Raw genomic sequence first — 14,361 nt, 5'->3', positions numbered from 1 at the left:
TCGCACACCAGCTATTTCCTCAATGCCCAACTTGGTGACGCCGGAGCCTCAGCTTCCCAGCCCGATCCGTCGGTAGCGCGCCCGCCTGTCGGCCAGCCGTTCGCCCTGCTCGCGCGCACGCAGAGCGGTCATTTCGGCCCCGAGGAGGGCCCCGAGACGCGGCAGAAAATCGCCGGTCGCCGGCGACTCCGCCGCCGCGGACGCCGCAGACGCCGCAGACGCCGGAGATGTCGGAGACACCGCAGACACCGCACCGCCGTCCGGCTCCTCGACCACGAGGTCCACGATGCCGTGCGCCAGGAGGTCCGCGGAGCGCACGCCCTGCCGGGCGGCCACCTCGTCGGCGCGGTCCGTCGTGCGGTACAGGATCGCCGAGGCACCCTCCGGCGGCAGCGGCGACAGCCACGCGTGCCGGGCCGCGACGACCCGGTCCGCGGGGAGCAGCGCGAGCGCGGCGCCGCCCGCGCCCTGCCCCAGCAGCAGGCACAGCGTCGGCGCCGGCAGGGTCACCAGGTCGGCCAGGCAGCGCGCGATCTCCCCGGCCAGGCCGCCCTCTTCGGCCTCCCGCGACAGCGCCGCCCCCGCCGTGTCGACCACGGTGAGCAGCGGCAGGCCCAGCTCGGCGGCGATCCGCATCCCGCGCCGGGCCGCGCGCAGACCGGCCGGCCCGAGCGCCTGCCCGGCGGCGGGCACGCCGGTGGTCCCCGTAGCGCGGCAGCCGTCATGACGGCTGCCGCGGTCGTGGCCGAGCACCACGCAGGGCGTGCCGCCGACGCGGGCGAGCGCGAGGAGCAGCCCCGGGTCGCGCTCCCCCGCGCCCGTACCGCTGAGGAGGGTGAGGTGGGTGGCCGCGGCGTCCAGCAGCTCGCGCACGCCGGGCCGTTGGGGGTCGCGGGAGCGGCGAATCGATTCGGCGGCGGAGGGGACGGCGGAGGGGGCGCCGAAGGGCCCGGTCGTCACGTGGTGCTCGCCGGACCGCACACCGGAACGCACACCGGAACGGTCGTCGGACCGGTCGTCGGACCGGTCGTCGTCGCAGAGCACCGCCAGCGCCCGCCCGACGACCCCCGGCAGCTGCTCGGCGGTCAGGACCGCGTCCACCAGGCCGTGGGCCAGCAGGTTCTCCGCGAGCTGGACCCCCGGCGGGAACTCCTCGCCGTACAGGGCCTCGTGGACGCGCGGGCCCAGGAAGCCGATGAGGGCGCCCGGCTCGGCGGAGGTCAGGTGCCCGAGCGAGCCCCACGAGGCGAGGACGCCGCCCGTCGTGGGGTGCCGGAGGTGGACGAGGTAGGGCAGGCCCGCCGCCTTGTGGTCGGTGATGGCGGCGGCGACCTTGACCATCTGCAGGAAGGCCACCGTGCCCTCCTGCATCCTGGTGCCGCCCGACGCCGGCGCCGCGAGCAGCGGCAGCCGCTCGGCCGTGGCCCGCTCCACCGCGCGCACCAGCCGCTCCCCCGCCGCGACGCCGATCGACCCGGCCAGGAACCGGAACTCGCAGGCCACGACGGCCACTCGGCGGCCGCGCACCCGCCCCTCGCCGGTGACGACCGACTCGTCGAGACCGGTGCGCTCACGGGCGGCGAGGAGGTCGGCGCGGTAGGCGGGGTCGTCCGTCGTGACGCCGACGGGCTCGTCCCAGCAGTGCCAGGTGCCGGGGTCCACCACCGTGCGGATGAGGTCGAGGGCAGGGGTACGGGACCTGCCGGCGCCCGTGGGCCTGCTTGCGTCCGTAGGGTTTCCGGGGCTGCTTGCGTCCATGCCGTCACCCTGCCACGAGCGGCCCCACCACGTCCTTGGTCACGTGCTGGTAGATCACGGAGCTGCGGAAGTCCACGACCTCGCGGCGCCCGGAGAAGCGGTCCATGAGGAGGCTGTGCAGGTCGTCGACCTCGGGCACGGCGACGTGGACGAGGAAGTCGTCGCCGCCCGCGACCACGTACACGTTGAGCACCTCGGGCAGCCCGATGAGGTACGCCTTGAAGCCCTCGATGACCTCCCGGCTCATCGGCCGGATCCGCACCGAGAGCAGCGCCTGCACCGGCCGCCCCAGCGCCCGCAGGTCGACCGTCGCCCGGTACCCGGTGATCACCCCGCGCTGACGCAGCGCCCGCACCCGCTCCAGGCAGGTGGAGGGGGCGATGCCGAGGGTGCGGGCGAGATCGCGGTTGGTCTGCCGTGCATCGCGCTGCAGTTCCCTGACGATCGCCGAATCTATGTCGTCCATAAGGGCACATGATGCCGCACGCGCCGAATTTCGTTCGGCGAGTCCCCTCTTCCGCCACTGGTGCGGCTAACTTCAGCCCCCGTGACCGTACGAACCACCCATACCTCCGCGCCTGCCCGGCCGTCCGTTCGACGGCTGGGCATCGGCAGCGGCACAGCCCTGTGTGCCGGCGCCGTCCTCGGCCCCGGCGTCCTGGCACTGCCCGCCCTGGCCGCCGACGCGGCCGGCCCGGCCTCGATCCTGGCCTGGCTGGTCCTGCTCGTGACGAGCGTGCCGGTGGCGCTCTCGTTCGCCGCGCTGGGCGCCCGGTACCCGGACGGCGGCGGCGTGGCGACCTTCGTGCACCGGGCCGCCGGGCCGCGCGCCGCGGCGGCGGTCGGCTGGTGGTTCTACGGGGCCGTGCCGATCGGCGTCGTGGCGGCGGCCCTCATCGGCGGTCAGTACGTGGCGGGGGCGCTCGGCTGGGGATCCGCCGCGGCCACGGCGATCGGAGCGGTGGTCATCGCGGCGTCGTTCGCGGCCAACTGCGTGGGCCTGCACCTGTCCGGGCGGGTGCAGCTGCTGCTCGTCGCCCTGCTGGCGGCGGTACTGCTGGGCGCGGCGGTCGCGGCGGCGCCGCATGTGACGTCCGCGCACTTCACCCCGTTCATGCCGCACGGCTGGGGCTCGGTGGGCTCGGCGGCGGGCGTGCTGTTCTTCGCCTTCGCGGGCTGGGAGGCGGCCAGCCACCTGTCGGGCGAATTCGCGAACCCGGCCCGCGACCTGCCGAGGGTGACCGCGTACACCCTGGCGGCCGTCTCCATCCTCTACCTCGTCCTGGCCGTGACGACGATCGGCGCCCTCGGCCCGGCCGCGGCCGGCACGGACACCCCGCTGACCGACCTGCTCGCGCAGAGCGCGGGCACGGCCGCCCGGCCGATCGCCGCGGTGGCGGCCCTGTTCCTGACCTTCGGCGCGGTCAACACCTACCTCGCGGGCGCCTCCCGGCTGGGCGCGGCCCTCGGCCGCGACGGCGCCGCCCCGCGGTGGCTGGCCCACGGCGGCGGCACGGGCGAGGTGCCGCGGCGCAGCCTGGCGGTCCTGGCGGTCGCCTGCACGGGGGTCGGCGTGATCGCCTCGCTCGGCACGACGGACCTGGACGGCCTGATGCGCGCGACGTCCACCTGCCTGGCCTCGGTCACCCTGGCCGGCCTCCTCTCGGCCCTGGCCCTCCTCCCCCGCCGGACGTGGCTCTGGTACGCGGCGATCGCCAGTTCCGTCCTCACGGCGGGGGTGCTGGTCTTCTCGGGGGTGCTGCTGGTGATACCGGTGGTACTGGCGATGCTGTCGTGGGGGTTCACGACGTTTGCGGGGCGGGGACGCGGCCAGGCTCCGGAAGGGGACGCCGGAGGAACACCGAAGAGACGCCAGAGAGGCATCAGGGGTGGATGCTCAGATGCGTGAACGCGGTGGTGTGCCGGATGCCGTCGGCGAGCACGCAGTCGGTCGGCAGGCTGCCGGGCACCGTCTGGATGATCTTCTCGGCGACCGATCCCTTGCCGCGCCCGGAGACGACCACGCCGGTGAGCCTCGCGGTGTTGAGGCCCAGCACCCGCAGGGAAGGGCCGGAGTGGTAGGCGATGACCGCCTTGCTGCCGTCCGCGTAATGCAGGGTTTCCTCCGACTTGTTCCACGCGAGGAGCAGGCAGGTGCCGGCCGTGGCGCCCTCGGTGTGGTACTTGGCGGTGGTGCTGCGGCCTGACGCGTCCGTGCAGTGATAGGCGCCGTCGACGGTGACCTTCGAGGGCTCGGAGGAGAGACCGAGACCGGGGCCGTAGGTGATGTTCTCCTGGCCCGTGCAGTCCTGGGTGAAGTGGTCGTGCGCGGAGCGGTCATGGGTGATGCCGGCCTGGGCGGTACCGGCTTGGGCCGCCGGCGCCCAGCCGACGCTCGCCGCGACCAGGGTGAGGGAGGACAGGGCGATCCCGATGCCACGCTTGCCGATCATGGGTACCTCTTCGCTTCCGGTGCGTGCGCCGGCCCTCGGCGCGGTTACCGGCACCTTGGCTACCCCCGGGCGTCTCCGGTTCCACCGCTTTCCCCCGCTTTCCACGCGTCATCGAAAGCACCACAGCTCCGTCCACGCCGCAGTACACGCCCTCACGCCCGGCTTCACGCCCTGCCGCACCGGGCCGCACGCGCGTCACGGTGGGGCCCGACCGTGCGAAGGAAACCGCGCGGGAGGAACCGTGTGAGGGAAACCGTGCGGGAAGCGGCAGAAGGAGACGGCCCATGAGCGACACGAGCCCGGCGGCGGCTCCCCGGGTGGCCTCCGTCGCGGTGTCCGTGCCACCGCACAGGCACCGCCAGCGGGACATCGCCGCCGTGTTCGCCGGGGCGTTCCTCTCCGCCGATCCGGCCGTCCGCAGGCAGTTCACCGGCATCGCCGCCCACACGGGCATCGAGTACCGCAACCTCTCCCTGCCCCTGGCCGAGTACCCGCGGGCGCGCACCTTCACCGAGTACAACGAGGTGTGGGCGGCCACCGCACGTCAGGTCGGGGAGGAAGCGCTCACCCGGGCCCTCGGGGCGGCGGGCGTACGGCCCGAGGAGGTCGGGGCCGTCGTCACCACGACCACCACGGGGGCCTCCGTCCCGTCGTTCGACGCCGAACTCGTCCAGCGCGCCGGCCTGCCGCACCACGTGGCGCGCATGCCGATGCTCGGCCTCGGCTGCGCGGGAGGCGCCGCCGGCCTGTCGAGAGTGCACGACTATCTGAAGGGCCACCCGGACCAGGTGGCCGTCCTGGTCTCCGTAGAGCTGTGCTCGCTGAACTTCCAGTACGCGGACACCTCGGTCGCCAACCTCGTCGCGACCAGCCTGTTCGGCGATGCCGCGGCCGCCGCCGTGGTCCTCGGCGCCCACCGGGCCCGGGAGACCTCCGGCCCCGCGCTGCTGGCGACCCGCAGCCGCCTGCACCCCGGGACCGAGCACCTCATGGGCATGCGCCTGGGCACCGACGGCTTCGCCGTGTTCCTCTCCCCGGATGTCCCCGACTTCATCGAGAAGCACCTCCCCGGCGAGGTCCACGACTTCCTCGCCGGTCGCGAACTGACCGCGAACGACATCACCACCTGGGTCTGCCACCCCGGCGGCCCGAAAGTCATCGAGGCCCTCGCCCGCTCCCTCGGCCTGCCGCCGGTCGCCCTCACCCACAGCCGGGCCTCCCTGGCCGACCACGGCAACATCTCCTCCGCCTCCGTACTCGACGTCCTCGCCAGAACCATGACCACCCCACCGCCCCCGGACTCCCCCGGCCTCCTCCTCGCCCTCGGCCCTGGCCTCACCAGCGAACTGGTACTACTCGGCTGGTGACGGGGCGACGACGGGCGGCCCCACCCGTGGGCAGGGCCGCAGCCATCTGCCACTTCCCCCAGCGACTCGCCGCGTTGGCCTGCCGCACCTTCGCGATCAGCAACTCCACATCCGTGGCGGCCCGCACCGCGGCTCTGCTGGGGCTGCTGATACCTGCAGCCGCCATCCGGGGCCACTTGTCCGCCGCCCTACGACCCAGGCCGGTGGATTTCCGCCCCCTGCCCGGCCGGGCACGGTTGATCCGCCATCGCACGGTTCGGAGAGCACGTCACCAACGCCAGTGACAGGAAGACCGGTTGTTCCAGGTAGAAGCCGTGGGAGACGTCCCCGCCCCACCCCAGCCGCTCGGCCGCAGCGGCAACGAGGGCGGCCTGCCGTGCACTCCCCCTGTCGGCCTTCGCCGCGAAGCGGGGCGCGTGTTCCACCAGGCGGTCGCCGAGCCACGCCGCCGCCCGCCCGGGGTCGTCCCAGGTCCCGCGTACGAACGCGGCCGGTTTCAGGAGCCAGTGCGCCGTCTGCATCGGCGGGACTCCCGTCACCCGCCACTCCGTGACGGCTTCCCGGTACCGCTGGACGACCTCAGGGGGACTTGTGGAGGCGGGCTCCGTGGATGACGGAGGGCGCCGGACGCTCTCCTTGTCGTGGACCGCTTTGTCGCCGGTCCAGAGATATCCGTGGAAGTGCATGGGGCTCTACCCGTTCGGCGTCAGTGTCAGCGGCGTCGGCGCAGTCGGAGGCGGCCCCCGCCCTCCCGGAGAGCGAAGGCCGCCGGTCGATGAGCGTCCGGTCAGGCCGAGAGGCCGAAACGGCCCGGATCGATGCCGGCCGCGCCGAGTTCGGCACCGGTGAACCTGAGCGGGGCCGCGTCGGGCCGCTTGCTGTCGCCGAGGGCGTAAGCGTCCTCACCGATACGGGCGAGGGTTACGCACGATTCACCGTCCGGGTGGGTGTTGCCCCCGCACGCCTTGGAGAAGCGGGCACCTTCGATGGTCAGGCTGTACAGGTCGGTCATCATGCGCCTTCCTGATAGGTGGGTATGCGGCCGCCTCGATGTCCGCAGCCATGGAGAGATTGTGATGCATAAAGCGGCAAGGCATGCGCAATATTTATACTGTCGGGTAAAGATCATGACCGACAGAGGTCCGGCCATTCCGCAAGCTTTCCCCTGGCCATTTCCCCGAACAGGGCGTGGCGTTCGCAGAGGGCGAACTCCTTCAGGTACGCAGACACGTCCCTGTGGTCTCTAAAAATGAGGACCCCGGTAGCAGTTTCAACGGTCGCAATGCGCTCATCGTAGACCGTGAACGTATTCAAGGGGGCCGACATGACTGTCAGGCCGATGGGAATGACCCCGATACTCACATTGGGCAGATGAGTCAATGACGCGATACGGTCAATCTGCACGGCCAAGGCGTCGGCAGGCACAAGCGGCCACCTGACAGCTTACTCGGTCAGGATGAACGTGAACCGCTTCGACTTGTCGAAGAGAATCTCCTGACGTTCCAGCTTCTTTGCGACGACCCTCCTGCTCTGATCGCCCGGCACATCCGCGAGGCTCGCCCTCACATACTCCGGTGTGGCCAAAAGCCCCGTCACCATCGTGGGCAGGAAGTAACGAAATTCCGCAGACGACCTCTCGAGACCGGTCAGGTCGTTCTGCCTCTTGTCCAGGCCCCTCCGCCGCAAAGCCCAGTGGTCCTGCCACTCGGTGTTCGCCAGCCTCGCAAGAGCGATGACTTCCGCGATGAGCCCAGGAGGAGCATCCAGGGCTCGAAGTATCAATTCCACGTCCACGAGGGTCGGCGTTATTTTCCCACTCTCGACGTTGCTGACCTTCGTCTGAGACATGTTGCAGCGCTGAGCGAGCCGGGTTTGCGTCCACCCGGCTCGCTTACGGAGCCCTTTGAGTGTTTCTGCCAGGTCAGCCCTTGACTCCCCTAGCTGTACGGGATCAAGCGTCAAGGCCCTTCACGTACTCCAGGTAAGGCACGGACTCGGCTACCGCGGTCCGCTGGTATTCGATGAACGGCGCCGGATCACCCTCGTACAGTTCACGGTTGATCTGCGTTCCGTCTGGCTCGTAGTTCATGAGCACTACCGTGAGCCTGTCGAACATCCAGAAGTCTTGAACGTTCGGGATAGGGTTTTCCCGGCCGGTCACGTCGAGGATGCGGATTTCATCACCGGCCCTCACGTTGGGTTCGTAGTACTGCGAGAACTCGAACCGCAGGTACTCCGACAGGGGACGGGTCACGATGTGCACGCGCCCCTTCCTCTTCCCCTCGCTCCGCAGTCGCTTCAGGTCTTCCGTGTACTCGTCCGAGTGCGTGTACGGGTTGCGACGCTTACCGGCGAGGAATTCCTCGAACTCTTCGGCCTCCTGGGGAACCAGATACTGGGGCAGGGTTTCGAGTCGCCAAGCCTCGCGTCGGAAGTCGCGGAACATGGCCCGCCACTCGTCACCGTCCAAGAGCATGGACGGCCTCCCTCAACACGCTCTCGGGGATCTCCACGAGCCCCTCACCCCGGGGCGGGGCGAAGGCGCTGGATACGTTGCCCTGGACAAGGATGGAGCCCGCTGCGGTCCGATAGATGTTCGGGCAGTCGTCCTTACCGCAGGGACCTCCGTTCCCGTTGCCGGTGAGACGGGTCAACGCACTTCGCGCGGGTGTGTGTGCAACGCCTGCCCCTGGTTCCCTCGGTTCCTCGCATGCCATGCCGAACCCCCTGGTCGATGGGCATTGTTGGGCCTCAATGGAGACATGCCTTGTCCTTGGTGACCCGACGTTACGAGGAGAGCGAACATGCCGTCCATGCGGCAGCGCCGATATTCGTGTTGTCGGGTAAGGATCTTGCTGCGTGGCCTGCCCGTGGGGCCCGGTCTACCGTCCCGTCGTCCCCTCCGGCTCCCGTCGCCGGAACATCGCGCACACCATCGTCACCGCCGTCCCCGCCACCGCCCACGCCGACAGGACCAGCAGCGGGCCCGTCAGGCCGTTGCCGTGGAAGTAGGCGAGGGAGCGGGCGGACCAGGTGCCGGCGCCCGGGGGGAGGGCCGGGCCGATGGCGTTCCAGAACGGGGGGAGCAGGGGGTACGGGTAGGCGCCGCCGGCGCTCGGGTTGCCCAGGACCACCACGATCGCGATGGCCAGGCCGATGCCGACGATTCCCGCGAGGCCCTGCAGGGCGAGCGTCGTCGCGCCGACGGCGAAGACCACCAGCGTGCCCAGGCCCCACAGTCCGAGGACGCCGCCGGGCAGCGCGTCGAGGACCGGGCCCGCGATGACGGTCCCGAGCAGGCCGGCGGCCGCCGAGTAGAGGGCGAGGGCGCCGAGCCGGATGACGGCCCGGTGCGGGTTGGCGGGCCGGGCGCCCGCGCTGATGGCGAGGATCGCGGCGCACAGGTAGCCGCCCACGCACCACCCGACCACCAGGTAGAACGAGGTCAGGCCGCGGGCGTCGCCGGCCGCGGCGGGTGCGACGTCCCTGACCCGTACGGTGCGGCCCTCCGCGGCCTCGGCGCGGGTGAGCACCGCCTCGGTGGCCTGGGCGAGGGAGGCGCCCGCGCCGCCGGCGACGAGAAGGGTGTCGGTGGTGCCGCGCGGGTCGACGACGAGCGCGGCGTCGAGGTCGCGCTCGCGGATCTGGGCGACGGCCGCCGCCTCGCCGCCGTCCACCGTGCGCACGTCCAGGGGCCTCCCGGGCAGCCTGTCGAGCCGTTCCTCCAGCTGCCCGCCGATCGACCGGGGGGCGACGAGGCCCAGGGAGACCTCTTTCGGCCGTGGGTCGTGGAAGGCGCCGACGTAGGAGGCGATGAAGGCGAGCTGGAGCACCAGGGCGCCGATCACCAGGACCGCGGCCCGGCCGGTCACCGCGCTGCGCAGTTCCTGGGCGAATGAGGGCATGTCCCGAGCCTGCGGGGTGCGGGGGGCCTGCGCAGGCGGTGCGGGCTGTCCGGGTGATCGCCCCTCGCTCGCCCCCGCACATGTGTTCGTACGAATGTTCGAGAGAGTGGTTTATGGTGGATGGAGAGGGCGGTTTTCAGCCAGGGGGTGACAGGAACGGCAGGAGGTGCGATGACCGGGCTCGACACGTTCACGCACCTGCACACCGCATCCGGCTTCTCGATGCGGTACGGCGCCGCGCACCCCGAGCGGCTGGCCGGGCGCGCCGCCGAGCGCGGCATGGACGCAGTCGCCCTCACCGACCGCGACACCCTGGCCGGAGCGGTCCGGTTCGCCAAGGCGAGCGCCGAGGCCGGGGTGCGCCCGGTGTTCGGCGTGGACCTGGCCGTACGGGACGAGCCCCCGCCGTCCGCACACCGTCAGCCGTCCGCGCACAGCCGCCCCCGCCCCCGCACCCCCGTACGCGGCGGCGCCTTCGTCGACGAGTCCGCGCCGCGCGCGGTCTTCCTCGCCCGGGACGGTGCGCACGGCTGGGCGGCCCTGTGCGGACTGGTCTCCGCGGCCCATGCGGACACCACCCACGCGGACGCCACCCACGCGCACGCCGCCTCCCCCCGCCCCGAGCTGACCCGCGCCGACCTCGCGGCCGCCGCCCCCGGCATCCGCACCCCCCTGTTCGTCCTCCTGGGCCCCGGCTCCGAGCCCGGCCGCGCGCTCGCCGCGGGCCGCCCCGACCGGGCCGCCCGGCTGCTCGCGCCCTGGCGGGAAATGTTCGGTGACGCCCTGCGGCTGGAGGCCGTGTGCCACGGCCGCACCGGCACCGGCCCGGGCTCCCTGCGGCTGGCCGCCCGCACCGTCGGCTTCGCCGCGGAGCAGGGCGTCCCCGCAGTCCTCAGCAACGCCGTGCGTTACGCCGACCCCGGGCAGGGCCCCGTCGCCGACGTCCTGGACGCGGCCCGCCGGCTGGTGCCGATCGACCCCCGCAGGCCGGAGTCGCTCGACAGCGGGGAGCGCTGGCTCAAGGGGCCCGGTGACATGGCCGCCCTCGCCGAGCGGATCGCCGAGGCCGCCGGGCTCCGCCGGGACGCGGCCCGCCGGCTGCTCGCCACGACCGAGGAGACCGCCGCCGCGTGCCTGGTCGACCCCGAGGACGACCTGGGCCTCGGCAAGGTCCACTTCCCCGAGGCGCACCTGGTCGGCGCCGGGCACCGCACCGCCGACCGCGTGCTGCGCTCCCGCTGCACGGCGGGCATGGTGCTGCGCGGATACGACCGGCGGCCCCGCTACCGGCAGCGGCTGGAGGAGGAGCTGGCGATCATCGCCGGGCGCAACCTCGCCTCGTACTTCCTCACCGTCGCCCGGGTCGTGGACGACACCCGCGCCCTCGGCGTCCGGGTCGCCGCCCGCGGCTCCGGCGCCGGCTCCCTGGTCAACCACCTGCTCGGCATCGCGCACGCCGACCCGGTCGAGCACGGCCTGCTGATGGAGCGCTTCCTGTCCGTGCACCGCAAGGCGCTGCCCGACATCGACATCGACGTGGAGTCCGCGCGCCGTCTGGACGTCTACCGCGCGATCTTCGACCGCTTCGGCGCGGACCGGGTCGCGACCGTCGCCATGCCCGAGACCTACCGCGTCCGGCACGCGATCCGGGACGTGGGCGCGGCCCTCGGCAAGGACCCGGCCGAAGTGGACCGGCTCGCCAAGGCGTTCCCGCACATCCGCGCCCGCGACGCCCGCGCGGCCCTGGCCGAGCTGCCCGAGCTGCGCGCGGTGGCCGCGGAGGACCACGGCCGGCTGTGGGAGCTGGTCGAGGCGCTGGACGGGCTGCCGCGCGGCGTCGCCATGCACCCGTGCGGAGTGCTGCTGTCTGACGCGACCCTGCGCGCCCGTACGCCCGTCGTGCCGACCAGCGGCGAGGGCTTCCCCATGGCGCAGTTCGACAAGGACGACGTGGAGGACCTCGGGCTGCTCAAACTCGACGTGCTGGGCGTGCGGATGCAGTCCGCGATGGCGCACGCGGTGGCCGAGATCGCACGGGCCACGGGGCGGCGCATCGACCTCGACGACCCCGCGGACGTACCGCCGGGCGACCCCCGTACGTACGAGCTGATCCGGTCCACCGAGACGCTCGGCTGCTTCCAGATCGAGTCGCCCGGCCAGCGCGACCTCGTCGGCCGGCTGCAGCCCGCGACCTTCCACGACCTCGTGGTCGACATCTCCCTCTTCCGGCCGGGCCCGGTCGCGGCCGACATGGTGCGGCCCTTCGTCGCGGCCCGGCACGGGCGCGCGCCCGTGCGCTACCCGCACCCGGAGCTCGAGCCCGCGCTGCGCGAGACGTACGGCGTGGTCGTCTTCCACGAGCAGATCATCGAGATCCTGCACGTCATGACTGGCTGCGACCGGCACTTCGCGGACGAGACGCGCCGCGCGCTGTCGGACCCGCAGCTGGCGGGCCGGGTGCGGACGTGGTTCGCGCGGGAGGCGGCGAAGCGCGGCCGCTCGCCCGAGTCCGTGCGGCGCACCTGGGAGATCGTGGAGGCGTTCGGCAGCTACGGCTTCTGCAAGGCGCACGCCGTCGCGTTCGCCGTGCCGACCTACCAGTCGGCGTGGCTGAAGGCCCATCACCCGGCCGCCTTCTACGCCGGGCTGCTCACCCACGACCCGGGGATGTACCCCAAGCGGCTGCTGCTCGCGGACGCGCGGCGGCGCGGCGTGCCGATCCTGCCGCTGGACGTGAACCGGTCGGGCGCGACCTATTCGATCGAACTGGTGTCTGATGAGAGAGGTTCGGACGGGACGGGGTCCGGCGCCGGCGTGTGGGGCCTCCGCCTGGCCCTCTCCGACGTGCAGGGCATCACCCGGGCCGAGACCGGACGCATCACGGCCGGCCGCCCGTACACCTCCCTCCCCGACCTGTGGCACCGCGCCCGCCCCGGCCGGCCCGTCGCCGAACGCCTCGCCCGGGTCGGCGCGCTGGACGCCTTCGGCACCAACCGCCGCGACCTGCTGCTGCACATCGCCGAACTGCACCACGGGACGCGGGGACGGCACCACGCCGGCGCCGCCCAGCCCACACTGATCGACGGCGTCCTGGCCGAGCCCATCGGCCTGCCCGACCTCGACGCGGCCGAGCGCCTGGACGCCGAGCTGAGCGTGCTCGGCATGGACGCCTCGCGCCACCTGATGGCCGACCACCGGAAGTTCCTCGACGAGCTGGGGGCGATGCCCGCCCGGCGGCTGCGCGACGTCCGGCACGGCGAGACCGTCCTGGTCGCGGGCGCCAAGGCCGCCACCCAGACGCCGCCCATCCGCTCCGGCCGCCGCGTCATCTTCACCACCCTCGACGACGGCACGGGCCTGGTCGACTGCGCCTTCTTCGACGACAGCCACCCCGCCTGCGCGCACACCCTCTTCCACTCCTGGCTGCTGCTCGTCCGCGGCGTCGTCCAGCGCCGCGGGCCGCGCAGCCTGAGCGTGGTGGGCGCGGCGGCGTGGGACCTCGCGCAGCTGACGAGACTCCGTGCGGAGGGCGGGCTGGAAGCGGTGGCCGAGGTCCTCGCCGAGGGCGCCGCCCCGGCCCCCGCCGCCGCGGCGCCGTCCGGGCGGCGCATCCGCCTGTCCACCGGCTACGCCATGCACCCCTGGGCGGACCTCCGGCCCGCGGGCGAGGGCGCGGCCACGGGCCGCAAGCTGTGGCACGCGAGCCCGGGGAGCGCGGGATGAGCGCCCGCGCGCGGCTCGCCGCGGTGCCGGACCCGCCGCCGAACGCCCCGCCCGGACCACACGCCCCACCTGCCCCGGCCGGTCCGCCCACCGTGCTCTACGTCCACTTCCACGCCGAGGCGGGCGCGCCCCTCGGCGAGGAGACCTACGACGGCCTCCTCGCGCTGCTCGCCGAGGTGACGCCCGTCGTCCAGGCGGTGCCGCCGGACGCGGCGCTGATGGAAGTGCGCGGCGCCACGCGGTACTTCGGACACGGCCCCGCCGGTCTCGCCGCGCTCGTACGGGTACGCGCCCTCGCGCGGTACGGGGCCGACTGCACGGTCGGCATCGCGGGCAACCCGATGCTGGCCCGGATGGCCGCGCAGGACGGGCCGCCCGGCGCGGTGCGCACGCTGCCCCGGGACCCGGCCGCCGTGACCGCGTTCCTCGCGGGCAAACCCGCCGCGGCCCTGTACGGCGTCGGCCCGGCCACCGCCCGCACCCTGTGCTCGTACGGGCTCGACAGCGTCGGCCGGATCGCCGCCGCGCCGCTGCCCGCGCTGCAGCGGATCCTGGGACCCGCGGCCGGGCGGCGGCTGCACGAGCGGGCGCGCGGCATCGACCCGACCCCCGTCACCCCGGGGGCGCGGGCCCGTTCGATGGCCGCGGAGCACCGCTTCGGCAGGGACGAGCTGGACGCGGACCGGCGCCGCCGCGCGCTGCTGGCGCTCGCCGACGGACTGGGCGGCCGGCTGCGGGAGAGCGGCCGGGTCGCCCGGGGGCTGGCCCTCACCGTGCGCTACGCGGACGGTTCGGCGACCACCCGCTCCCGGACCTTCACCGAGCCGACCGCGCACACCCCCGCGCTGACCTCGGCCGCGTACGCCCTGCACGACGCGCTCGGGCTGCAGCGCGCCCGGGTCCGCAGCGTGGCGCTGCGCGCGGAGGGCCTCGGCGAGGCCGGATCGGCCGCGCACCAGCTGTCGTTCGACCCCGCCGACGAGAAGGCGCGCCGGATCGAGGCGGCCGTCGACCGGGCGCGGGCCCGCTTCGGGCCGGCCGCGGCGGGACCGGCGGCGGCGGTGCGGGGGCCGGCGGCCGTGCGGGCGCGGGGAAAACGGCGGGACGTGGCCTGAGCAGGGCGGGCGGGGGCCGGTCCCTTGTTGCGGGCCGGCG

The 14,361-nt window shown here is 73.4% G+C and carries 12 protein-coding genes and 1 pseudogene; 4 read left to right on the top strand and 9 right to left on the bottom strand.

The genetic code is table 11. The features are described 5' to 3' along the window. Positions 1 to 48 precede the first annotated feature (48 nt). Together ACFPP6_RS28130 and ACFPP6_RS28125 are read right to left on the bottom strand one after the other, a co-directional pair. A complete protein-coding gene (locus ACFPP6_RS28130) occupies positions 49 to 1,758 on the bottom strand; it encodes a carboxyl transferase domain-containing protein (protein ID WP_382048015.1) in 1,710 nt (569 codons plus the stop codon). A 4-nt stretch (positions 1,759 to 1,762) separates the two neighbouring features. Then, positions 1,763 to 2,224, bottom strand: coding sequence for an Lrp/AsnC family transcriptional regulator (locus tag ACFPP6_RS28125; protein ID WP_058045093.1), 462 nt, complete (start codon positions 2,222 to 2,224; stop codon positions 1,763 to 1,765). An 81-nt stretch (positions 2,225 to 2,305) separates the two neighbouring features. On the opposite strand from ACFPP6_RS28125, the gene ACFPP6_RS28120 reads away from it, so the two are divergent. Then, entirely contained in the window at positions 2,306 to 3,667 is a 1,362-nt protein-coding gene (locus ACFPP6_RS28120; RefSeq protein ID WP_382048011.1) for an APC family permease, read from the top strand. Here ACFPP6_RS28120 and ACFPP6_RS28115 read toward each other — a convergent pair. After that, a complete protein-coding gene (locus tag ACFPP6_RS28115) occupies positions 3,642 to 4,211 on the bottom strand; it encodes a hypothetical protein (protein WP_382048008.1) in 570 nt (189 codons plus the stop codon). The two genes, ACFPP6_RS28120 and ACFPP6_RS28115, sit on opposite strands and share 26 nt — an antisense overlap. A 284-nt stretch (positions 4,212 to 4,495) precedes the next feature. Here ACFPP6_RS28115 and ACFPP6_RS28110 point away from each other — a divergent pair, with 284 nt between their 5' ends. After that, the gene (locus ACFPP6_RS28110; RefSeq protein WP_382048006.1) at positions 4,496 to 5,578 is read left to right on the top strand and encodes a type III polyketide synthase; all 1,083 of its coding nucleotides are present in this window, start codon (positions 4,496 to 4,498) and stop codon (positions 5,576 to 5,578) included. A 188-nt stretch (positions 5,579 to 5,766) separates the two neighbouring features. On the opposite strand, the gene ACFPP6_RS28105 is transcribed toward ACFPP6_RS28110, so the two are convergent. The 6 genes and pseudogenes from ACFPP6_RS28105 to ACFPP6_RS28080 all read right to left on the bottom strand — a co-directional run bounded on the left by ACFPP6_RS28105 (position 5,767) and on the right by ACFPP6_RS28080 (position 9,483). After that, on the bottom strand, positions 5,767 to 6,264 hold the full coding sequence (locus tag ACFPP6_RS28105) for a hypothetical protein (RefSeq protein WP_382048004.1): 498 nt from the start codon (positions 6,262 to 6,264) through the stop codon (positions 5,767 to 5,769). Between the two features lie 101 nt (positions 6,265 to 6,365). Beyond that, positions 6,366 to 6,590: a DUF397 domain-containing protein gene (locus ACFPP6_RS28100; protein WP_382048219.1), complete on the bottom strand. Its 225-nt coding sequence runs from the start codon at positions 6,588 to 6,590 to the stop codon at positions 6,366 to 6,368. 113 nt (positions 6,591 to 6,703) lie between these two features. Continuing rightward, positions 6,704 to 7,540: pseudogene (locus ACFPP6_RS28095) on the bottom strand (helix-turn-helix domain-containing protein). Further along, complete coding sequence (locus tag ACFPP6_RS28090; RefSeq protein ID WP_382048002.1) at positions 7,530 to 8,054, bottom strand: DUF6879 family protein; 525 nt, start codon at positions 8,052 to 8,054, stop codon at positions 7,530 to 7,532. The pseudogene ACFPP6_RS28095 and the gene ACFPP6_RS28090 overlap by 11 nt, the downstream one beginning before the upstream one ends. Further along, entirely contained in the window at positions 8,038 to 8,295 is a 258-nt protein-coding gene (locus tag ACFPP6_RS28085; protein ID WP_382048000.1) for a hypothetical protein, read from the bottom strand. The genes ACFPP6_RS28090 and ACFPP6_RS28085 overlap by 17 nt, the downstream gene beginning before the upstream one ends. Positions 8,296 to 8,460: 165 nt before the next feature. Continuing rightward, positions 8,461 to 9,483 carry a YhgE/Pip domain-containing protein gene (locus ACFPP6_RS28080; RefSeq protein ID WP_382047997.1) on the bottom strand — a complete coding sequence of 341 codons (1,023 nt, stop codon included), beginning with the start codon at positions 9,481 to 9,483 and terminating at the stop codon, positions 8,461 to 8,463. A 171-nt stretch (positions 9,484 to 9,654) separates the two neighbouring features. On the opposite strand from ACFPP6_RS28080, the gene ACFPP6_RS28075 reads away from it, so the two are divergent. Both ACFPP6_RS28075 and ACFPP6_RS28070 read left to right on the top strand, forming a co-directional pair. Next, positions 9,655 to 13,206: a DNA polymerase III subunit alpha gene (locus ACFPP6_RS28075; protein WP_382047994.1), complete on the top strand. Its 3,552-nt coding sequence runs from the start codon at positions 9,655 to 9,657 to the stop codon at positions 13,204 to 13,206. Next, positions 13,203 to 14,321, top strand: coding sequence for a DNA polymerase Y family protein (locus tag ACFPP6_RS28070; protein WP_382047991.1), 1,119 nt, complete (start codon positions 13,203 to 13,205; stop codon positions 14,319 to 14,321). The genes ACFPP6_RS28075 and ACFPP6_RS28070 overlap by 4 nt, the downstream gene beginning before the upstream one ends. The last annotated feature ends 40 nt before the right edge of the window (positions 14,322 to 14,361 follow it).

The organism is Streptomyces aureoversilis (genome assembly GCF_042657885.1).
Classification (GTDB): domain Bacteria; phylum Actinomycetota; class Actinomycetes; order Streptomycetales; family Streptomycetaceae; genus Streptomyces; species Streptomyces aureoversilis.
The sequence above is the reverse complement of the archived record's forward strand: the minus strand, read 5'-3'. Positions and strand labels throughout refer to the sequence as shown.

What these genes read in the sequence shown, in the direction of transcription:
- ACFPP6_RS28130 (WP_382048015.1), bottom strand. Translation starts at nt 1,758, where the DNA reads ATGGACGCAAGCAGCCCCGGAAACCCTACGGACGCAAGCAGGCCCACG.
- ACFPP6_RS28125 (WP_058045093.1), bottom strand. Translation starts at nt 2,224, where the DNA reads ATGGACGACATAGATTCGGCGATCGTCAGGGAACTGCAGCGCGATGCA.
- ACFPP6_RS28115 (WP_382048008.1), bottom strand. Translation starts at nt 4,211, where the DNA reads ATGATCGGCAAGCGTGGCATCGGGATCGCCCTGTCCTCCCTCACCCTG.
- ACFPP6_RS28110 (WP_382048006.1), top strand. Translation starts at nt 4,496, where the DNA reads ATGAGCGACACGAGCCCGGCGGCGGCTCCCCGGGTGGCCTCCGTCGCG.
- ACFPP6_RS28105 (WP_382048004.1), bottom strand. Translation starts at nt 6,264, where the DNA reads ATGCACTTCCACGGATATCTCTGGACCGGCGACAAAGCGGTCCACGAC.
- ACFPP6_RS28100 (WP_382048219.1), bottom strand. Translation starts at nt 6,590, where the DNA reads ATGACCGACCTGTACAGCCTGACCATCGAAGGTGCCCGCTTCTCCAAG.
- ACFPP6_RS28090 (WP_382048002.1), bottom strand. Translation starts at nt 8,054, where the DNA reads ATGCTCTTGGACGGTGACGAGTGGCGGGCCATGTTCCGCGACTTCCGA.
- ACFPP6_RS28085 (WP_382048000.1), bottom strand. Translation starts at nt 8,295, where the DNA reads ATGGCATGCGAGGAACCGAGGGAACCAGGGGCAGGCGTTGCACACACA.
- ACFPP6_RS28080 (WP_382047997.1), bottom strand. Translation starts at nt 9,483, where the DNA reads ATGCCCTCATTCGCCCAGGAACTGCGCAGCGCGGTGACCGGCCGGGCC.
- ACFPP6_RS28075 (WP_382047994.1), top strand. Translation starts at nt 9,655, where the DNA reads ATGACCGGGCTCGACACGTTCACGCACCTGCACACCGCATCCGGCTTC.
- ACFPP6_RS28070 (WP_382047991.1), top strand. Translation starts at nt 13,203, where the DNA reads ATGAGCGCCCGCGCGCGGCTCGCCGCGGTGCCGGACCCGCCGCCGAAC.